This is a genomic window from Chitinophaga filiformis (assembly GCF_023100805.1).
Classification (GTDB): Bacteria; Bacteroidota; Bacteroidia; order Chitinophagales; family Chitinophagaceae; genus Chitinophaga; species Chitinophaga filiformis_B.
Map to the genome: position 1 here is coordinate 6,051,533 of NZ_CP095855.1, position 19,790 is coordinate 6,071,322.

Genomic DNA, 19,790 nt, shown 5'->3' on the forward strand with positions numbered 1-19,790 from the left:
AAAAGGCGTAGCGGGGCGCTGATGCCGGCATCGCTTCAAACCCCAAAACGCTTTACTGTATTGATTTACACCTATCATAAGCCCCGCGAAAAACAGGCTATCAAACCCGGTATTCCCGATTCGCTGCCGGAACAGTTCCTGCATTCAGAATTAATTCAGAATTGGGAAATAATATTGTGACATGAAACTATTGATCATCGATGGCGATCTGGCACTATCGCAGGTTATGATCTCCTATTTATCTGACGGGAATTATATATGTGAATACGCTAACAACTATCAGCGGGCACTGTCTAAAATAGAGATGTACGAGTACGATTGCATCCTGATGGATCTCGTACTGCCGGATGGAGATGGCTGTACGCTGCTGGAGGCCATAAGGGCGCATAATAAACCGGCAGGTATCATTATCATTTCCGCTGAAACTGCCTATGAGGATAAGATCTCTGCCCTGGAGAAGGGAGCGGATGATTATGTAACAAAGCCATTTCACTTACCGGAACTGGCTGCCAGGATCTTTTCCGTGATCAGGAGGAGGAAATACGACAACTGCAATATCATCCGCCAGGAAGAACTGACCATCGATCTGCTGGCCAAAACTGTACAGATCAATAATACCCCGGTTACCCTTACCAGGAAAGAGTTTGATCTCCTCCTATACTTCCTCGGCAATAAAAACAAGGTGATCTCCAAACACGAACTGGCAGAACAGCTTTCAGGCGATATTGCCGGTCTCCGGGAAGACAACAATGTCATTTACGCCCATATCAAAAACCTCAAAAAGAAACTCCACGAAGCGGGTGCAGGCAGCTACCTGAAAACCATCTATGCCACAGGTTATAAATGGGAAGTTTAAAAAACAGGTATTATGCCCCATTACATTATAAATAAAATTATATAATATTATTTCAGGCAATCCTACTCATATTTCAGAATCTCCTTCTGAAATATGAACTCTTTTTGAAGACCCTGCTGTTATTTCTCCCTGTAAAACGTTAAATTGTAGCTGAGGCCGAAATCTTATTAACCCTTAAACCACTGGTATGAGCCTGCCAACATTATTGGAACAATACGATTACGCCACCGGCATCTGGGACGAGATGTGCGACCGGCAACAGATCAGGGAGCAATACAGCAAGGTCATTGCCACCCTTAAGCAGTTCAATATCAGCGACCTGCAACAGAAAGACAGGCTGGCCGGCGAGCTTTTTATGAACCAGGGCATCACCTTCACTGTCTATAGTGAGGATGCCGGTATCGAACGCATTTTCCCCTTTGACATTATTCCCCGCATTATTACCGGCCAGGAATGGGATCACATAGAAGCCGGCATCAAACAGCGCCTGAAAGCGCTCAACCTGTTCCTTAAAGATATTTACAACGAACAGCAGATCCTGAAAGACAAGATCGTACCTGCCTCACTGATCGCTTCCTGTCCCCATTATACCCGCGAGGTATTTGGCATCAAGGTACCGCACGATGTGTATGTCCACATTTCCGGGATAGACCTGATCCGGGGAGAGGATGGCCTCTTTTATGTATTGGAAGACAATCTGCGCACGCCATCTGGCGTCAGTTATATGCTGGAGAACCGGGAAGTGACCAAAAGGATCTTTCCCGAACTGCTGGCCGCCAGCCATGTGAGACGCGTCAGCAACTACCCCCTCCTGCTGCATGAAATACTCCTGCAAATGGGACCGGGACAACTGTCTAATCCACTGGTGGTATTACTTACACCCGGTATCTATAACTCCGCCTACTACGAACATACCTTCCTCGCCCGGCAGATGGGCATTCCGCTCGTGGAGGGAAGGGACCTGGTGGTGAACAATCATAAGGTGTATATGAAAACGACCAATGGCCTGGAACAAGTGCATGTCATCTATCGCCGTATCGATGATGAATTCCTGGATCCGCTGATGTTCCGTCCCGACAGTGCGTTGGGCATTCCCGGACTGATGAGCGCCTACCGGATGGGCAATGTCGCCATTGTGAATGCGGTGGGAAATGGTGTTGCGGATGATAAGGCGGTCTATGCCTATGTTCCGGCTATGATCCGGTATTACCTCAATGAGGAGCCGATCCTTCCCAATGTACCCACCTATGAAATGAGCGACCCCGATGCCCGGCAATATGTGTTTGACAACTATACACACATGGTCATCAAGAGGACCAACCAGTCAGGCGGCTATGGTATGGTAATGGGCAATAAGGTAGCCCCGGAAGAATGGGCAAAGGCGAAAGCGGCTATTGAAGCAGAGCCCCGCAGCTTTATTGCGCAACCTATCATTAAACTGTCTACCGTTCCCTGTTTCATAGACGGTACTTTCCAGGCGAGGCATGTGGACCTCCGTCCTTATGCCCTTTGCGGTCCGCAGGGTGTGCAGATAGTACCCGGCGGACTTACAAGAGTGGCGCTCCGCAAAGATTCCCTGATCGTCAATTCCTCACAGGGAGGCGGTAGTAAAGATACCTGGGTTATAGATTGATTCACTAAACGAAGTTTTTATTCATGCTAAGCAGGATCGCAGATTCACTATTCTGGCTGGCTCGTTATATGGAGCGGGCAGAAGGACTATTACGTGTTACGGCTACTCATAACCTTTTATCGCTCGATAAAGACGTGAACGGCCCCCTTACCTGGCGGCCTGTTCTTGAAACCTTTACCAGCGCCGGTGAAGAAGAGATCAAGGCCATTGAAGGCAATACAGGTGCGGCGTTGAAGAAGCTACTCACAGACACCGCCAACCATAACTCACTGAAGTCTATCATTGGCAAAGCCAGGGAGAATGCCCGCGGCATCCAGGACTATATTACGAAGGAAGTATGGGAGGAGGTCAACTCCTTCTATCACCTGATCAACCAGCCGGCACTGGACCACCGGCTGTCCAATTATGAAGCTGCCGATATCCTCGACACATTCACCAGGCATTCCGTGCTGTATACGGGCATCACTGACATCACCATGGCCCGGGGCATTGGCTGGGGATTCATGAACCTGGGAAAATATATCGAGCGCTGCCTGGAAACCATCGTGCTGACCGACAAACAGTACTCTGTGAACCGGTACAAGGTAGACGAGATCAAAGACATCATGCAGTGGCGGCATCTGCTGATGTCGCTTTCAGGTTATGAACTGCATCTGAAAACCTACCGGTCATATCAGTATACCCACGATGTGCTGCACCAGGTATTATTCAATGAAGATTTTCCTCATTCCGTTATATATTCGCTGGGCAGAATTGACAGGCACCTGCAGGATGTGACCAAAGGTCATATCTCTGAAGAGAATGCAGCCCTGATCAGGAACTTTGGAAGACTGCACAGTAAAGTGAAACACCTGGAAATAGATGATCTCAACAACCAGACCTTACAACCTTTCCTGGCAGAGCTCCGTCATGATCTCCTGCATTTTACCAACCTGTTGAGTCAAAAATTTTTCTCCTACGCATAACTTAGCATATGGCCATTTTCAGAATACATCATGTTACGAGATACGAGTACGACAGACCGGTTAAAGAAAGCGTAAATGAGATCAAGATCTTCCCGTATAAATGCCCGGAGCAGGAAATACTCCAGCATGACCTGCTGATCACGGGGCAGCCGGAAGTACAGACCTTTACCGACTACTGGGGGAATAAATCAGGTAATTTCAACCTGCTGCCGCCGCATAAAGTGCTCACTATCGAAAGCAAGCTGCTGGTGCGCACCACCGCCTCTTCACAGTTGCAGATCAACTTCCATTCTACCTTCGAACAGTTGCAGGATGAAATGGAAGGCCAGCTGCTGTTGCTGGAGCTGGCACAGCCTGATGTGATAAAGACACAGAGCGCCATCAATAACATCATCACGGTAATAAAGCAACCAGGCAAGAGCGTGGCGGCTGTTACCGAACATTGCAGCGAATATATCTTTAAGAATTTCAAGTACCTGAAAGGTATCACCAATATCGAGACAACTGTAGATGAGATACTGCAACACAGGGCCGGCGTTTGCCAGGACTTCGCGCATCTTATGCTACACATACTTCGTTCCTGCGGCATCCCCTGCCGTTATGTAAGCGGGTATATCTGTCCGAATAAAGATGGTATGCGGGGTGAAGGCGCTACCCATGCCTGGGTGGAAGCCTGGATACCCGGATACGGCTGGGCGGGTATTGACCCGACCAACAATGTCTGGGTGACCAACAAACACGTGAAGCTATCTGTAGGAAGACATTTTAATGATTGTAGTCCCGTGAAAGGTACATTCAAAGGGCCTGCGAAACAAAAGCTGTCTGTATTCGTAGCGGTAGGCTATGAAGATGGCAATGTATTCGAAGAGACCAATGATGTACACCTCCACGGGGAGGTAGCTGCAATGGAAGATAATTCCCAGGGGCAGCAATAAGTCAGGACTTATTGCGCCATACAAAATAATATACGGGTATGCCCAGCAATACAATGCCTAGCCCGGGCCATGTATACATCGGTTTATAGACCAATAGCGCCAGGCAAATGGTAGCGGCGGATACTATGTACAGCAATGGCAGTACAGGGTATCCAAAGGCTTTATATGGCCTTGGCAGCTCAGGCCTTGTGCGGCGTAACCTGAAGATGCCTGCAATGGTCAGGATATAAAAGATAAGTACCACGAAGATCACATAGTCCAGCAACTGACCGTATTTGCCGCTGAGGCACAATACTGATGCCCAGATACATTGTATCCACAAGGCTTTTCCCGGTACAGCATTCTTGTTCAGAGTGGCCAGTTGTTTAAAGAATACGCCATCTTTTGCCATCGTATAACATACGCGGGCGCCGGACAGAATGAGCCCGTTGTTGCAGCCAAAAGTGGAAACCATGAGCAGTCCTGCGATGATATAAGTACCCTTCATACCAAATATCTTCACCGCTGCCGCCACTCCTACCCTTTCATTCTCTGCAAAAGCTATTTCCTTCAGCGGTAAAACGCCCAGGTACACCATGTTCGTGGCTACGTAGATAACAGTAACGATCAGCGTACCGAGGAACAGGCTTCTGCCGATATTACGTTCAGGATTCTTGATCTCTCCTGCGATGAAGGTCACGTTATTCCAGGAGTCGCTGCTGAACAGACTGCCCACCATACTGCCGGCAATAGCGCCAAATGCAGCCAGTCCAAGGTATGGCGCCAGTGTATCTGCCTGTTCTGTCATTTTACCGAGATGAAAACCCGTTTGCCAGTTGGCGTCCCACACGCTTTTATCGGCCGCAAAACAGCCGAATAAGATCAGCGCCAGCAACGCAGCGATCTTGGCCAGGGTAAATCCTGTCTGTATCAGCTTGCCTTCCTTCACACCCAAAGTATTGATAAAGGTCAGCAATACAATGAGGAGAATGGAAGTGATCTGCGCTGCTGATATTTGAATGAATGACAGATCAAGCACTATATTCTTTTCACTGAGCACCGGGAAAAGATAAGCGGAGAATTTAGCAAAAGCTACGCCCACTGCTGCGATGGAACCTGCCTGTATGACCGTGAAAAAACTCCATCCGAAAAGGAAACCGGTGAGCCGGTTAAAAGCTTCCCTGAGATAAACGTATTGACCACCAGCCTGCGGGAACATAGCGCTCAGTTCTCCATAACTCAATGCGGCAGTCAGTGTAAGAATTCCGGTGATGATCCATATCAGTATCAGCCAGCCGGCAGAGCCGACATTGCGGGTGATGTCTGCACTTACCAGGAAAATGCCGGAACCTATCATGGAACCGGCCACAATCATTGTAGCATCCAGCAGTCCGAAAGACCGCTGGAAAGATTTTGGTTGATCTGACATATAGGGTATTAAGTTTATCTCGTAAACTGGTTGTCTATCTGCCGCCAGATACCCAGCGGGTTGGCGGCTTTCAGCGCATCGGGTAACATATCGTCAGGGAAGTTCTGGTAACATACCGGTCTTACCCAACGACGGATAGCGCCTGTGCCTACGGAGGTAAATCGCTGGTCAGTAGTAGCCGGGAATGGGCCGCCATGCACCATGGCAGCACATACTTCCACACCGGTGGGCGGGTTGTTCAGGATAACGCGGCCAGCCAGGGTAGATTGAACGGCGATCACGTCTTTCCATTGCGCCGTATCGGTGGCAGTGCCTACGATGGTGGTAGTGAGCTGTCCGTGGAGGCTTTTCAGTACTGCCAGCAGTTCCGCTTTATCCTCACACTCCACCAACAATGAAAAGGGACCGAACAATTCTTCCTTCAGGCGCGGATTGGCCAGGAAGTTTTTGGCAGCAGTACGGGCCAGTGAAGGCCATGCTTCCATATCCGCGGGAGCGACAGACTGATTAACCAATACTACATTCTCCTGGGCAAGCATATTTGTACGGCCTTTGCCATAGGCTTCGCAGATGCCTTTGTGCAGCATCTTCTGTGGCGCCACGGCAGCTATAGCAGTACCCAGTAAGCTGGCAAAATTGTCCAGGGCAGCGCTCTTCAGGCCGATCAGCAGACCGGGGTTTGTACAAAATTGCCCCATACCCAGGGTAACAGAACCTGCAAAAGTCTGTGCCAGTTGTTCTGCCTGGGTAGCCAGTGCATCCGGATAAAACACAACAGGATTAATGCTGCTCATTTCTGCGAATACCGGGATAGGTACTTCACGTTCTGCCGCATATGCCAGCAATGCTTTCCCTCCCTGGAGGGAGCCGGTAAAACCAACGCCCGTGGTTTGCGGGTGTACTACCAGCGCTTTACCAACAGCATTACCTTCGCCTGTAACATGCTGCACAGTATATTCAGGCATACCTCTTTTACTGATCGCCTTTTGAATGGCTTCAAATACCAGCAGGGAAGTGCGCGGATGGGCAGGATGACCTTTCACGACAACCGTAGCACCGGCAGCCAGCGCACTGGCAGTATCGCCACCGGCAGTAGAGAATGCAAAAGGGAAATTGCTGGCGCCAAACACCACTACTGGTCCTGCGGGAACTAACATTCTGCGGAGGTCCGGCTTTGCGGGTGTAGCGTCCGGCTTTGCCGTATCGATAACAGCTTCCACCCAGCTGCCTTCTTTTATCAGGTTGGCAAAAAGCTGTAACTGGCTGGTGGTGCGGACAATCTCACCATTGAGCCTTGCGGCAGGCAGATTGGTCTCTGCCTGCGCTGCTGCTACCAGCGTATCCTTTACTAATGTTATTTCCGAAGCGATCGTTTCCAGGAATGCTGCGCGTATGGAAGGGGCTACCTCTTTATACAGTGCAAACGCCTGTGCTGACCGCTGCATGACATCGTCTATCTGCATGGTGCTGTTTAGTATTGTAGTTGTAGTGAATGATACTCGGGTAATACAGGTCTGGCGGCAATAGCGGTGTCTATCACCTTTAGGATCCTTTCCCTTTCTTCGCCTACCAGTTTGAGACGGGGCGCTCTTACTATTTCACTACCCAGTCCTGCCTGTTGTTCTGCCAGTTTGATATACTGTACCAGTTTCGGATGCAGGTCCAGTTCCAGCAATGGCAGGAACCAGCGGTAAATAGCCAGCGCTTCTGCAATGCGGCCTGCTTTCGTCAGTTTATAGATAGCTACTGTTTCTTCCGGGAAAGCGCATACCAGTCCACCAACCCATCCCTTAGCACCCAGGATCATCTCTTCCATGGCCAGTGTATCTACACCGCACAGGATGCTGAAGCGATCGCCGAAACGGCTGATCATACGGGTTACATTAGATACGTCCCTGGTAGATTCTTTCACCGCCTGTACATTGCTGAATTCCTGCAGCTGATCAAAGATGTCCAGTGTAACTTCCACTTTGTAGTCCACCGGGTTGTTATAGATCATGATGGGTAATTCTGTGGATGCGGCTATTGCTTTAAAGTATTCCGCAGTCTCGCGTTCATCGCTTTTATAACGCATAGGCGGCAATAACATCAGCCCTTTCGCGCCCCATGATGCCGCCAGCTTCGCCTGCCTGATAGCTTCGCTGGTAGAGCCTTCCGCGATGTTCATGACAACCGGGATCTTTCCTGCCACCTGTTCCACTGCATATTTCGTCAGTGTCTCTTTTTCAGCAGTGGTAATAACGCTGGCTTCCCCGAGAGAGCCGCCTAAGATCACCCCATCAATACCAGCCTTTATCTGGGCTTGCAGGTTCTTCCCGAACAACGGCAGGTCCAGTTCATCAGCGGCTGTAAATTTCGTAGTAAATGCAGGAAATATTCCTTTCCATTCAATAGCCATAGAAGAACAAATTTTTTTCAAAAGTATCAGAAACAGGGAAAGGGAGCCTACCTGATAGTAATCAATTATTAGCCGATATTAACCTCTTTCATATCCTTAGCAGCATCATACTGACAACGTTAACCTTTTTTTCACCGGTAATTTTATTTTTTTGCTGAATCCGGGTTAAAATTTGTAATATTGGGTGATCAGGAAAATAATTGTACGATTCACACTCATTAGTGTCAGGACAATCAACCAATATAAATTGTAATTGCCGCGCAGAAGAATTTAAACACCTGTAATCACATTCCTGCAAGCGCCAACAACTTGCTATACTTTAAAAATGCTAACAGATGAAAGTGCTACAGTTTACCATACCTGTTCCGCTGGACAAATCCATCATTGTGCAGAAAGACGTGTTGCCCTATTTCTATCCTCATCTGCACAGGCACCAGGAAATTCAACTGACCTGGATACAGCAGGGAGAAGGCACCCTCGTTGCTGACAACAACATGCATGCTTTCCGTCCGAACGAGATCTATTGGCTGGGCGCCAATCAACCACATATCTTCAAAAGTGAGGCTTCTTATTTTCAGCCCAAGAGCAGGAAGAAGATCGTAGCCCTGGTTATTTTCTTCAATCCGGATGGTGAACTGGCAGGCTTCTTCAACCTGCCGGAGATCAAGGTGCTGAAAAACTTCATTCAGCAGCATCAGTCAGGATTCAAGGTACCGCAGGAGCATGCTACGGAAATATCCAGCCGTATGCTGAAGGTGACTAACAGTTCAGGTACAGAACAACTGCTGCAGTTCGTGGAACTGCTGAAGCAATTGTCCACCTACCAGGATATTGCGCCCCTGGCATCGGGTCAGAAAACGCAGCATGTCAGCGAGCATGAGGGTATCCGTATCGGCCATATTTACAATTACATCATGCATAACTACGATCAGCCGATCACGCTCGAAGATGCTGCCAAACAGGCCCATATGACGCCACAGGCATTCTGCAGGTTCTTCAAGAAACATACCCTGCATACATTTGTATCTTTCCTGAACGAGGTACGGATCAATGAGGCTTGTAAAAAACTGACAGACGGTTCTTACGATAATATTGCTACCGTGGCATATACCTGTGGGTTCAACAGTATTACCAATTTTAACAGGGTATTTAAGACGGTGACCAACAAATCGCCCAGTGAATATATGAACAGTTATTTCCAGAGCGTTTAGCCTTTCGCCTGCTCTCTAATTAAATAGTATTAGCCTGGCAGCCGGCTGAGTGGGTAATTTATTGCCAATAACTGCTATCTTGGGTGTCCAAAAAATAAATTCCATATGAGTGCTTATGTACCCGCCGGTGACCGGTATGATGCTATGCTCTATAACCGCTGTGGTAAAAGCGGGATCCGTCTTCCTGCTGTTTCACTCGGCCTCTGGCATAACTTCGGTTCCATAGATAATTTCGAGAATGGCCGCCAGATAGTACGCCGCGCCTTCGACAAGGGAATCACCCATTTCGATCTGGCCAACAACTATGGTCCGCTGCCCGGTTCTGCGGAAGAGAACTTTGGCGCTATCCTTCAGAAAGATTTTACAGGTTACCTGCGCGATGAGCTGGTAATTTCCACTAAAGCCGGCTACCTGATGTGGCCTGGCCCATACGGGGAATGGGGTTCCCGCAAATACGTGCTGTCCAGCCTCGATCAGAGCCTGCGCCGTATGAAACTGGATTATGTCGACATCTTCTACTCCCACCGTCCCGACCCGGATACGCCTATCGAAGAAACAATGGGCGCACTGGATACTGCTGTACGCCAGGGTAAAGCTTTATATGTGGGATTGTCCAATTACACCGCAGAACAAACCACCGCAGCACTGGCGGTATTAAAATCATTAGGCACCCCCTGCCTGATCCATCAGCCGAAATACTCCATGTTCGAAAGATGGGTGGAAGGCGGACTGCTGGACGTACTGGAAGCCAATGGCGTGGGATGCATCCCCTTCTCGCCCCTGGCACAGGGACTGCTTACCGACCGCTACCTGAAAGGCATTCCGGAAGGTTCCAGGGCCAGCAAACCAAGCGGGTTCCTGAAGGCTGAACAGATCACTGCCGATAAACTGGATAAGATCCAGCGCCTCAATGCTATTGCACAGAAAAGAGGGCAGTCGCTGGCGCAAATGGCGCTTGCCTGGCTGCTGAAAGACAAACGTATCACTTCCGTGCTGATAGGCGCCAGCTCTGTTGAACAACTGGATAATAACCTGGGGGCTTTGGACAGGGTACAGTTTGATGCAACGGAACTGCAGGAAATAGAAAGTATTCTGAAATAATAAGCGTTCAAAAGAAGAGAAAGCCGTTCGCCGATGGGTGAACGGCTTTTTTTATAGCGGTACCACTCCGGTAGGGATTTGCTTTGACTGTCCTACCGGTTACTACCTGGAAGCGCTATAGTCCTACATTTAGCCTACTATTCTATAGCGTTCGCTATAGAACAGTGCCTAAAATGCTATAGCAGAGCGCCTTTAGGTAGGAGCCTCCACGTAATCTATGGCGAATACCAGGCGAATACATAGGCTCGCGAAGTAAGTTGGTTTCGGCGCCTCCGCTGGAGAATTCACGCGGAGTAGCTCGGTTACAGTATGGGATGTCGGTCGGCCTCTCTGGGTTTTCACGCGAAGTAGCTCGGTTTCAGTATGGGATGTCGGTCGGCGCCTCTCTGGAATACTATTTAGCGTTTTCAAGCGGATGGGCTTTTGAATATAGATTTAGCAGCACCTTTCGTGTAACCGGAGCGCCGAAGGCCCGACATTCCCATCTGAAACCGGATGCTACTTCCGCTCTCCCTACAATAATAGCGTGGTCTTAAAAAAGCGGGACTGACCTTCGAAAAGAAAAGGTCAGCCCCGCTTATGGATATTGCAAAATTGTAGAATCGTAACCTGTACACCTACTGTAAAAACCTATTTGCCTCCGTCAAGGAAGAAATGGAAGCTGTCGCCACGCAGGCCTACACGCATGGCTTCCAGGGAGATCACCTCCTGGGGTGCGATGTTGCCCAGGTTAGCATTGCAGCCGATGAGGTCCAGGAAATACAATTGCTGGTCTTTCCTGGGCGCTTCCCAGATGATCTTTTCACCGGGTATCTGGGTCAGGATCTCCTGAACCAGTCCTTCGCGCACTTCCCCGGAATCGCGGTATAAGCCCACGGTACCGTTTTCCCTTGCTTCTGCAATGATATACTGGGAACCGGCAGAAAATTCTGCCTTCATCAGTTCTATCCATTTATAGGGAGGGGTGATATGCTCGCGGTCTTTATCTTTAGAACCAATTTCGCTCAATACTGTACCCAGTTTTGCCAGTTTCTCGATGTAACCGCATTTTTCAGCATGCGGGATGGAAAGAGAACCGTCGGATACCTCAAAGTAATTGATACCGTACTTTTTAATGACTTCTATGTAATCATCAAACTGGTTGCGGATGATGAAAGCTTCCAGTAGCAGTCCGCCGAAATAAACGGGAATGTTGAAAGACTGGTATACTTTGATCTTCTCATCCAGGTTGGGCGTAACATAAGCAGTACCAAAAGCCAGTTTCGCCATATCCACATGCGGAGCGGCCACGGAGAGGAAGTCTTTTGTATCCTGCAGGCTCAGACCTTTATCGGTCACCATTGTAATACCGAATGAACGTGGCTGCTGTGTACGATCAGGAATTTTGTCCAGATTAAAATTCATTTTACCTAAAAGTTTTGTACTGCGATTTACTTCCTTGAATTAAACTTCCGGACAAAGGTATTCAAAAAATATCAGGTGCGTTGCTGATTAAAAGATAGTTTATAAGAAGGGAAATTTGTTAACAGTACTCCCAGGAGGATCACTACCATGGCCACCAATTGCATCCAGCCCAGTTGTTCATTCACGAAAACCCAGCCCACCAGCACCGCAACTACGGGATTAACGTAGGTGTGGGTGCTGACCAATGCCGGCGGACGCACTGTTATGAGCCAGGTAAATGCCATATAGGCTATCAGGGAGCCGAAAATAACCAGGTAAAACAAGCCTGCCCAGGCTTCGGCAGGAACTTCAGCAAAACGGATCCTGCCCCATTCACCGGAAACACCGCTCAACAAACTGCTGCATATTCCGGCGGCAAATAACTGGATACAGGAACTGACAATATTGGGAATACCTTTCTCCAGGCGGCCTTCGGCATGTAAAGCGCCACCTACCCAGAAAACAGTGCCGATCAATATTGCGGCATACCCCATCCATTGTGTACCAACATCTCCTGTAGGCGCTGAAGCAGCGTCACTGCCGCCAAAGAACAGCACGATACCGGCAAACCCGATCAGCAGTCCTGTGATAATGAAGCGGTTGGAGAAATACTGCCGCCAGCGTTTCCTGTCTGCCAGTAAGAAGAGGAAAGGTTCCGCGGCAATAACAATGGCCGCCTGTCCGGACGTAACATACTGTTCCGCCCAGGCTACCATACCGCTACCTCCTACCAGCATGAACACGCCGCTGATGGCACAGGTACGGACCGTCTGCCAGCCAGGCCATTGCTCCTTCTTAATGAAACACCACACCAGCAATAGCAAAGCTGCAATCAGGTAGCGCAATGCGGAGAGCATAAAAGGAGGAAATCCACGCAGGCCATAAATGACGGCCAGGTAGGTAGTGCCCCATACAATATAAACAGCCATAAATGCCAGTACAATCAACCACTGTGGAGCTTTCCTTTCTGCCATCACCTGCTCTTTTTACTTGTTAAACTATATTTGCTGGTATAAAATTAGCAAACTTTTATTACCAGCAAAATATTTTTTGATAGTAATAAAATGAATTGCTTTACCTTTGATATGGATGAGCAAAGAGAGATCTATAGCAACCCTGCCGCTGGATGGCGGCGCACTCTGTTTTCATTTTATCAATACGGTAAATGCATGGAGAGGCATAAATCTGCATGAATACCTGGGCAGCTATGAAGAATTGATAGACTGGTGCAGGAAAGTGGATATCCTCGAAGAGGGGCAGCGAACAGCTTTGCTGCAATATGCCATATCAAATAAGTCAGCAGCAGCGACGGCATTACAGAAATTAAAACGTACCCGGGAAATCCTGTACCATTTCTTTTCAGGCATTGCAGAAAATAACGGTATCACCCTCTCACCTGCCGTATTGGAAAAGTTCAATAAAGCGCTTGCCAATGCCCTCTCCCGCCTGCAGTTCGAAAAGACGGAATCAGGGATTGCGGCTATCCTGCAAAGGGATGATACGGACCTGATGGCGCCATTGTGGGTGGTAATGAAATCAGCCTATGATGTGCTTACCAATGAGGAACATGCACGGATCAAAGAATGTGAAACCTGCGGATGGATATTCCTGGATCATACCAAGAACAATAAAAAACGCTGGTGCAGCCCGCTGACCTGCGGTACCACGGATAAGTCAAAACGTTATTACCAGAAGAAAAAAGAAAAAGCTGACGAATAAACTACAAAGAACGCCGCACCACGGAAGGACTCCGTCAGGAGTCCCAGTGTTTGTAGCCCCGGGTGACAACCCGGGGATGGATCATTATAACCCGGGTGACAACCCGGGGATAGATCATTATAACCCGGGTGGCAATCCGGGGATAGATCATTATAACCCGGGTGACAACCCGGGGAATATAACATCATTATCACCCAGGTGATTTAATAAACCGTCACCGTCCAGCTTCTCTCAAAATGTTTACCCTTTTCCAGGATGTGGATCCCTTCCTTACCGGTAATTTCTCCTGAAGCATTTACACTGTCGGCAATACCATTCCAGGGCTCTATGCACACAAAATCCGCATCTTTCGCCGCCCATATGCCCATATAGGGGAAACCGTCATATTTGAGTTTCAGTCCGCGGGGCGACTTGTCACTTTTCAGTTCTATGCTATTGGATGCAAGCGTTTTGAAAACCAGGGCATCGTTATAGAACAGCGAATGTTTCAATGGTAGTTTATGCGTCTTTACCAGGAATGGTTCCGGTGTCAGTTCGATCAGTCCATCTGCTGACAATGGCCATACGCCATCATTCTCTTCCTCGTTAAAAGACAGGTAGTAATCTTCATACCCCGTACCTTCCGTCAACGGTACTTTAAAGGCAGGATGGGCGCCTACGGAAAAGTACATGGTATCTTTCCCTGTATTCTCCACGAGATAAGTCACTTTCAGCGAGGTATCGTGAATAGAGTATATGACGTGGAAACTGAAATGGAAAGGATATACCTCGAGTGTATCTGCAGTGTCTTTCAACGCAAAGATCAACTGGTGATCTGTCTGTTCTGTCAGGGTAAATACCTTGTCACGGGCAAAACCATGTCTGCCCAGTGTGTAGCTTTTACCTTTATATGTATAAGTGTTATTTTTAAGAGTGCCCACTATCGGGAACAAAACGGGACTTTTCTTAGCCCATTCCGGTCCCGCATGCCACAGATATTCCTGACCTAAGTCCGTGCGGACGATGTTTTGTAACTCGGCTCCTTTTTCGGCAACAACTACCCGTAGTTTCTCATTCTTTAATTCAGGCATACGAAACTTTTTGCCTCAAAAATAACTATTCGGGTCTTATATGCCTTATTTTTTCCTGTTGCTCAATACCAGCACCAGTCCCACTACAGCTACAATACCACCTGCATAAGTAGGCCAGCCTATCCAGCGGTTTTCCGTTTTATTGACTTCCAGGGGGCCCAGGTCCACTACTTTCTTTTCCGTCTTTACAGAGAAGCCGCGTATCACGATCATAGCAATACCGGCAATGATGAGGATAATACCAAGTGTTTTCATGTGTTGCAGGTTTAATATGCCAAGCAACGCAATACACATGCCAGCTGATCAAAGGAGCGGAAAAGGACTGAGATAGTCTGTCAACTGAAAACGTCCGCTTTCTTTCATGGCTTTCAGGCCTCCTTTGATATCTACCAGGTTATGATATCCCCGCGTACGCATAATGGATATAAAGATCGCGGAACGATAACCACCGGCACAATGTACATAGTAGAGTTGTTTCTTATCCAGCGTCTGCATGCTGTCATTGATATATTCCAGTGGCATATTGATGGCATTCTCTACATGCTCGTTACCATATTCACTTCTTCTGCGTATATCCAGGATGTTTGCCTGCACCCACAACATGCGGTCGGCCAGTTCGTCGGGGGTGATCACAGTAATATTATCTGTTGGCCTGCCGGCTGCTTTCCAGGCATCGAAGCCGCCTTCCAGGTAACCGATCGTATTGTCATAGCCTATGCGGGCCAGGCGGGTAACCACTTCTTTTTCACGTCCGGGATCTGCAACAAAAAGGATGGGTTGTTCCACACCGGGAATCAGGGTACCGGCCCAGGGAGCGAAACTACCATCCACACCAATATTGATAGCGCCGGGAATAAATCCTTCTATGAATACTTCGGGGCCGCGGGTATCCAGGATCACAGCATCGGTTTCATTGGCGGCGGCTTCAAAAGCTGCTGGTGAAAGCGGACGTATGCCCCGTTTCACAACGTCTTCCATATGCCCGTAACCTTGTTTGTTCATGTTTACATTCATAGGGAAATAAGCAGGCGGGGGCGTTAAGCCTTCGGTTACTTCCTTTATAAATTCTGCTCTCGTCATGTCCTTCCTGAGTGCATAGTTCACCAACAGCTGATGAGCCAATGTATCTGTTGTCTGTTCACTCATATTCTTGCCGCAGGCACTACCCGCGCCATGACCGGGATATATGGTAATATGCCCGGGCAGGGGCATGACCTTGTTACGCAGGGAATCGAACAGGATACCGGCCAGTTCTTCCTTTGTTTTCCCCGAAGCCTGTTGTGCCAGATCAGGACGTCCTACATCACCAATGAAAAGTGTATCGCCCGAGAAGAGCGCAAGCTCTTCTCCCGCTTCGCTGAGCAGTAAAAAGCAGGTGCTTTCCATGGTATGCCCCGGCGTATGCAGGACTTTGAGTTTTACATCGCCCAGGGTCAGGAGCTCACCATCTGCGGCAATATGAGCAGGGAAACCCGGTTGTGCTCCCGGGCCGTAAACGATGGTAGCGCCGGTAGCTGCTGCCAGCTCCAGGTGTCCCGACACGAAATCAGCATGGAAATGGGTTTCCAGTACATACTTTATAACAGCATCATCCTGCTGTGCTTTCCTGATATAGGACGCCACATCGCGCAGCGGATCAATGATCGCGGCGGCTCCGTTACTTTCAATGTAGTAGGCGCCATGAGCCAGGCAGCCTGTGTAAAGTTGTTCGATTTTCATGTTTAACCGTACTTATACTGCAAAGGTCCGGCAAACGTAAAAGCGGGAAGATGACGATCATCACAGTAGAGGATGATACTGATGCAGTATAGCAGACACTGCTGCAGGGACCATTAGCTGCGGGGGTAATAAGCAGTTAAGATGCAGGTATCAATGTTGCTCCGCCCCTGTCAGCAGCTCGCGGATAATGTTCTTGCTGATCGGTTTAACGAGGTACCCGGAGAGGCGGGGAAATTCTCTTGCCCTTTGGAGATCGCTTTCGTGCGTGGAACTGGTAAGGATGTATATTCTGATATGTTTATCTTCCGGCAGCGACAGCTTCACAAATTCGCGCATAAACTGCCAGCCGTCCATATATGGCATGTTAACATCCAGCAGGATCAGATCCGGTAAATCATCCGGACTATTGAGATGGGTTTTAATGTAATTAAGGGCCTGTTCTCCATCCGTGAACTTATGGATGTTTTCCACTAGCTCCAGCCGCTCAAAGTGCTGTCGCATCACAAACTGGAATAGCTCATCATCATCGACAATGCAAACATGCTTAACTTTATTCATCTTGCTGAAAGGTGTATACGCGGTTATTAAAATAAACATAGAAACTGCTACCCCTGCCGGATTCACTTTTGACTTCGATATTACCTCCGAATGTCCTGATCTGGTTCCTGATCTTAAAAAGGCCGACGCCATTGCTGTCGTAACCGCGGTGAAACATCCTCTTGTACCGGAACAATTGTTCCTGATGTTTTTCAAGGTCAATCCCTATGCCATTATCCTGTACCATCAACACGATGTGATCATCCTCTTTCCATGTTTCTATCCTGATGTCAGGTATTACCCCGGGCCGCGTATAAGTTATTGCATTATTAATCAGGTTAAATAAAATATTTTCCAAATATACTTTCACATAGTTTATAACGGGTACGCTCAAATTGAGCGACAAATGTGCATTTTTTTCCTCAATCTGCGGACTTAATAATTTCCACACCTGCCTGATCATTGGCTCCAGTTCACAATGGGTAAACGGGCTCTGCTTACTCACCTGAAGATCAATCATTTCCTTCAGGTCGTTCAGGGTTCCGAGTATGGAAACTGCGGCTGTTTTCATGTGTTCCAGCAGTGTTCCCCTGTCTTCTTCGCTATGCACATCGCCCAGCAGCTCGGTAGAGTCCATCAGGGCTGTGGCAGGCCCCCGCAGATTGTGTGCAATGATGCTGTTGAATTCCTGTAGTTGCCTGATCTTCTGTTGCAGATCGACGGAGGTGGCATGCAGCACTATATTCTTCTCCTGCACCTGCGTGATCAGCTGCCTGGCGGCTGATATATCCAGCATCTGGACGATGTAGAAACGAAGGCTTCCATCTATGCCCAGCATCCGGGATGCCGCCAGGAACACCCAGATATAATCTCCGTTGCGGTGCAGGTACCTTCTTTCTGCCCGGTAGGTATTTGTTTCTCCTTCCATCAGCTTCCGGATCTGCAAACGTGCTTCCTGCCGGTCGTCAGGGTGGATAAGGTCGAATACGTCCGTGCCTTTCAGTTCTGCCGGTGAGTATCCCAGTGTGGCGGCCAGCGACTCATTCACATCCAGCCATACAATATCGGAGCTGATAAGGCCAATACCTGCCGGTGAATAATCGAACACGCTTTTGAATATCCGCTGGCTTTCATCCAGCTCATTGATCACCCGATTAAGCGATGCATTGGTGTCCATCAGGCGGGTAACGTCTGTAAATGTAAGGATATATCCTGTGGCCGTGCCTGTTACAAGCGGCTTTCCATTCAGCCGGAGCCAGGTATGACCACCGTCTGACTGTGGAAGGCATAGTTTTCTGTTCTTCACCACTTCTTTTCTCTGCGCTATCGCCGCAAATGGCTGCATGCGGACAGCCTTCCAGAAATCAGGTGAGGCTATTTGTGTTTCAGATACCTGTAGCGCCTTTAACGCGGATTTATTATACGCGATGATCCGATCCTGCTCGTCGATGGCAATATACCCTTCTTCAATAGCCTCGGCTATTGCTGGTAACCAACTGTTCGCATGATCAATCTTCATCAATTCATAGTTATTTTGACACACCGAGTCAAATAATACCGGATTAATTTGAGCTCTTACTGGGGCGTAGGATATGATTATAAATGGATTATCTCTAATTGACGGCAATATAAAAGAAAACTGCAAGTTTGCCGCCAAAAAAGCGGTATTCATCTCATTTTTTTTACATAATATGGATTTTTGAGGTTCTTTTGGGTTATTTAACTGTTACATACGGTAATGACAACTACTACTGACACGAAGCAGGCCTGGTATTCGAGAAGATGGGCGCAGGTTGCTCTGCATGTGATTGCCTGGGTGACGCTATTTTCCCTCCCCTATCTCTTACGTCCCTCGCCTGATCAGCGGCATGCGCCGGATCCGGATGAACATTTATGGCAGATCCATTATATCATCAATGCCTTTGTGCTGATCCTCTTTTTCTATCTGAACGCCGGTGTCCTGATCCCTAAGCTTGTATACCGTAAAAAATACCTTCAGTTCAGCGGCATACTACTGTTCTTTTTTGCAGCACTGGTATATTCGCGCCGCCTGTTCATAGTGGCTTTTATAGCGCATAAACAGTTTGAATTGCGCCCTACCATCCTTTTTACTTTCTTTACCCTGCTGTTTATCCTTTCCTGTAGTACAGCCTGGAAGATGATCCGCGACAAGCTGAATGCAGACAAGCTGGCCAGCGAAAAGGAAAACGAAAATCTTAAAACCGAACTGTCGCTCTTACGCTCGCAGGTCAGCCCCCACTTTATGTTCAACGTACTGAACAACATGGTGGCACTGGCCAGGAAACAGTCAGACCAGCTGGAGCCATCGCTGATCAAACTATCCTCTCTCATGCGTTATATGCTGTATGAAGCAGATGAAGATAAAGTGCCACTGGATAAGGAGACGGATTACCTGCAGAGTTACATTGACCTGCAGCAGCAACGCTTCGGCGCCAAGGTACAGGTTAATGTTGTAATGGACCTGCCTGAGCATGGATATGAAATTGAGCCTATGCTCCTGATCCCATTCGTGGAAAATGCGTTTAAACATGGAACCGGTCTGATACCTGACGCGCGCATTGACATAGAACTACGTGCCCGTCAGAGCCTGCTGCAGTTTACCGTGATGAACAGGTATAATCCGGAGTATACCGAAATAAAAGACAAGACCTCGGGTATAGGGCTTACAAATGTGAAAAGAAGGCTCAACCTCCTGTACAAGGACAACCATCAGCTATTGATCAGTAAAAAAGAAGGATGGTTTGTTGTGTCTTTGCAATTACATTTACATTAAA

The 19,790-nt window shown here is 48.2% G+C and carries 18 protein-coding genes; 8 read left to right on the plus strand and 10 right to left on the minus strand.

Annotated features, from left to right (window positions below; all coding sequences use genetic code 11):
• Window positions 1–181 precede the first annotated feature (181 nt).
• From MYF79_RS23400 to MYF79_RS23415, 4 genes are all read left to right on the plus strand, one after another.
• Window positions 182–856, plus strand: a complete 675-nt coding sequence (locus MYF79_RS23400) for a response regulator transcription factor (protein ID WP_247810244.1) — start codon at window positions 182–184, stop codon at window positions 854–856.
• 187 nt (window positions 857–1,043) lie between these two features.
• Window positions 1,044–2,489 carry a circularly permuted type 2 ATP-grasp protein gene (locus tag MYF79_RS23405; RefSeq protein WP_247810245.1) on the plus strand — a complete coding sequence of 482 codons (1,446 nt, stop codon included), beginning with the start codon at window positions 1,044–1,046 and terminating at the stop codon, window positions 2,487–2,489.
• A 23-nt stretch (window positions 2,490–2,512) separates the two neighbouring features.
• Window positions 2,513–3,454 carry an alpha-E domain-containing protein gene (locus MYF79_RS23410; protein ID WP_247810246.1) on the plus strand — a complete coding sequence of 314 codons (942 nt, stop codon included), beginning with the start codon at window positions 2,513–2,515 and terminating at the stop codon, window positions 3,452–3,454.
• 8 nt (window positions 3,455–3,462) lie between these two features.
• Complete coding sequence (locus tag MYF79_RS23415; RefSeq protein WP_247810247.1) at window positions 3,463–4,389, plus strand: transglutaminase family protein; 927 nt, start codon at window positions 3,463–3,465, stop codon at window positions 4,387–4,389.
• A 1-nt stretch (window position 4,390) separates the two neighbouring features.
• On the opposite strand, the gene MYF79_RS23420 is transcribed toward MYF79_RS23415, so the two are convergent.
• The 3 genes from MYF79_RS23420 to MYF79_RS23430 are packed head-to-tail and all read right to left on the minus strand — an operon-like array spanning window position 4,391 to window position 8,195.
• On the minus strand, window positions 4,391–5,797 hold the full coding sequence (locus MYF79_RS23420; protein WP_247810248.1) for an APC family permease: 1,407 nt from the start codon (window positions 5,795–5,797) through the stop codon (window positions 4,391–4,393).
• Window positions 5,798–5,811: 14 nt separating this feature from the next.
• Window positions 5,812–7,260: an aldehyde dehydrogenase (NADP(+)) gene (locus MYF79_RS23425; RefSeq protein ID WP_247810249.1), complete on the minus strand. Its 1,449-nt coding sequence runs from the start codon at window positions 7,258–7,260 to the stop codon at window positions 5,812–5,814.
• An 8-nt stretch (window positions 7,261–7,268) separates the two neighbouring features.
• Window positions 7,269–8,195, minus strand: coding sequence for a dihydrodipicolinate synthase family protein (locus MYF79_RS23430; RefSeq protein WP_247810250.1), 927 nt, complete (start codon window positions 8,193–8,195; stop codon window positions 7,269–7,271).
• Between the two features lie 335 nt (window positions 8,196–8,530).
• Between MYF79_RS23430 and MYF79_RS23435 the strand changes: the two genes are divergently transcribed.
• Both MYF79_RS23435 and mgrA read left to right on the plus strand, forming a co-directional pair.
• Window positions 8,531–9,406: an AraC family transcriptional regulator gene (locus MYF79_RS23435; protein ID WP_247810251.1), complete on the plus strand. Its 876-nt coding sequence runs from the start codon at window positions 8,531–8,533 to the stop codon at window positions 9,404–9,406.
• A gap of 105 nt (window positions 9,407–9,511) precedes the next feature.
• Complete coding sequence (gene mgrA, locus MYF79_RS23440) at window positions 9,512–10,507, plus strand: L-glyceraldehyde 3-phosphate reductase (protein WP_247810252.1); 996 nt, start codon at window positions 9,512–9,514, stop codon at window positions 10,505–10,507.
• A gap of 630 nt (window positions 10,508–11,137) precedes the next feature.
• On the opposite strand, the gene MYF79_RS23445 is transcribed toward mgrA, so the two are convergent.
• Window positions 11,138–11,911, minus strand: coding sequence for a phosphosulfolactate synthase (locus MYF79_RS23445; protein WP_247810253.1), 774 nt, complete (start codon window positions 11,909–11,911; stop codon window positions 11,138–11,140).
• Between the two features lie 71 nt (window positions 11,912–11,982).
• Window positions 11,983–12,924, minus strand: a complete 942-nt coding sequence (locus tag MYF79_RS23450) for an EamA family transporter (protein ID WP_247810254.1) — start codon at window positions 12,922–12,924, stop codon at window positions 11,983–11,985.
• Window positions 12,925–13,039: 115 nt separating this feature from the next.
• Here MYF79_RS23450 and MYF79_RS23455 point away from each other — a divergent pair, with 115 nt between their 5' ends.
• On the plus strand, window positions 13,040–13,669 hold the full coding sequence (locus MYF79_RS23455; protein ID WP_247810255.1) for a CGNR zinc finger domain-containing protein: 630 nt from the start codon (window positions 13,040–13,042) through the stop codon (window positions 13,667–13,669).
• Between the two features lie 203 nt (window positions 13,670–13,872).
• Here the strand turns inward: MYF79_RS23455 and MYF79_RS23460 are convergent, their stop codons facing one another.
• From MYF79_RS23460 to MYF79_RS23480, 5 genes are all read right to left on the minus strand, one after another.
• Window positions 13,873–14,739, minus strand: coding sequence for an aldose 1-epimerase family protein (locus MYF79_RS23460; RefSeq protein WP_247810256.1), 867 nt, complete (start codon window positions 14,737–14,739; stop codon window positions 13,873–13,875).
• Between the two features lie 45 nt (window positions 14,740–14,784).
• Window positions 14,785–14,994 carry a hypothetical protein gene (locus MYF79_RS23465; RefSeq protein WP_247810257.1) on the minus strand — a complete coding sequence of 70 codons (210 nt, stop codon included), beginning with the start codon at window positions 14,992–14,994 and terminating at the stop codon, window positions 14,785–14,787.
• A gap of 48 nt (window positions 14,995–15,042) precedes the next feature.
• Window positions 15,043–16,458, minus strand: coding sequence for an MBL fold metallo-hydrolase (locus tag MYF79_RS23470; protein ID WP_247810258.1), 1,416 nt, complete (start codon window positions 16,456–16,458; stop codon window positions 15,043–15,045).
• A gap of 150 nt (window positions 16,459–16,608) precedes the next feature.
• Window positions 16,609–17,016, minus strand: coding sequence for a response regulator (locus tag MYF79_RS23475; RefSeq protein ID WP_247810259.1), 408 nt, complete (start codon window positions 17,014–17,016; stop codon window positions 16,609–16,611).
• The gene (locus MYF79_RS23480; RefSeq protein ID WP_247810260.1) at window positions 17,009–18,514 is read right to left on the minus strand and encodes a PAS domain-containing sensor histidine kinase; all 1,506 of its coding nucleotides are present in this window, start codon (window positions 18,512–18,514) and stop codon (window positions 17,009–17,011) included. Before MYF79_RS23480 ends, MYF79_RS23475 begins: the two co-directional genes overlap by 8 nt.
• Window positions 18,515–18,733: 219 nt before the next feature.
• Between MYF79_RS23480 and MYF79_RS23485 the strand changes: the two genes are divergently transcribed.
• Window positions 18,734–19,789 carry a sensor histidine kinase gene (locus MYF79_RS23485; RefSeq protein ID WP_247810261.1) on the plus strand — a complete coding sequence of 352 codons (1,056 nt, stop codon included), beginning with the start codon at window positions 18,734–18,736 and terminating at the stop codon, window positions 19,787–19,789.
• The last annotated feature ends 1 nt before the right edge of the window (window position 19,790 follow it).

Bases quoted from the DNA above. Each gene is read 5' to 3' on its own strand.
- MYF79_RS23400 (WP_247810244.1), top strand. From the start codon at position 182: ATGAAACTATTGATCATCGATGGCGATCTGGCACTATCGCAGGTTATG.
- MYF79_RS23405 (WP_247810245.1), top strand. From the start codon at position 1,044: ATGAGCCTGCCAACATTATTGGAACAATACGATTACGCCACCGGCATC.
- MYF79_RS23410 (WP_247810246.1), top strand. From the start codon at position 2,513: ATGCTAAGCAGGATCGCAGATTCACTATTCTGGCTGGCTCGTTATATG.
- MYF79_RS23415 (WP_247810247.1), top strand. From the start codon at position 3,463: ATGGCCATTTTCAGAATACATCATGTTACGAGATACGAGTACGACAGA.
- MYF79_RS23420 (WP_247810248.1), bottom strand. From the start codon at position 5,797: ATGTCAGATCAACCAAAATCTTTCCAGCGGTCTTTCGGACTGCTGGAT.
- MYF79_RS23425 (WP_247810249.1), bottom strand. From the start codon at position 7,260: ATGCAGATAGACGATGTCATGCAGCGGTCAGCACAGGCGTTTGCACTG.
- MYF79_RS23430 (WP_247810250.1), bottom strand. From the start codon at position 8,195: ATGGCTATTGAATGGAAAGGAATATTTCCTGCATTTACTACGAAATTT.
- MYF79_RS23435 (WP_247810251.1), top strand. From the start codon at position 8,531: ATGAAAGTGCTACAGTTTACCATACCTGTTCCGCTGGACAAATCCATC.
- mgrA (WP_247810252.1), top strand. From the start codon at position 9,512: ATGAGTGCTTATGTACCCGCCGGTGACCGGTATGATGCTATGCTCTAT.
- MYF79_RS23445 (WP_247810253.1), bottom strand. From the start codon at position 11,911: ATGAATTTTAATCTGGACAAAATTCCTGATCGTACACAGCAGCCACGT.
- MYF79_RS23450 (WP_247810254.1), bottom strand. From the start codon at position 12,924: ATGGCAGAAAGGAAAGCTCCACAGTGGTTGATTGTACTGGCATTTATG.
- MYF79_RS23455 (WP_247810255.1), top strand. From the start codon at position 13,040: ATGAGCAAAGAGAGATCTATAGCAACCCTGCCGCTGGATGGCGGCGCA.
- MYF79_RS23460 (WP_247810256.1), bottom strand. From the start codon at position 14,739: ATGCCTGAATTAAAGAATGAGAAACTACGGGTAGTTGTTGCCGAAAAA.
- MYF79_RS23465 (WP_247810257.1), bottom strand. From the start codon at position 14,994: ATGAAAACACTTGGTATTATCCTCATCATTGCCGGTATTGCTATGATC.
- MYF79_RS23470 (WP_247810258.1), bottom strand. From the start codon at position 16,458: ATGAAAATCGAACAACTTTACACAGGCTGCCTGGCTCATGGCGCCTAC.
- MYF79_RS23475 (WP_247810259.1), bottom strand. From the start codon at position 17,016: ATGAATAAAGTTAAGCATGTTTGCATTGTCGATGATGATGAGCTATTC.
- MYF79_RS23480 (WP_247810260.1), bottom strand. From the start codon at position 18,514: ATGAAGATTGATCATGCGAACAGTTGGTTACCAGCAATAGCCGAGGCT.
- MYF79_RS23485 (WP_247810261.1), top strand. From the start codon at position 18,734: ATGACAACTACTACTGACACGAAGCAGGCCTGGTATTCGAGAAGATGG.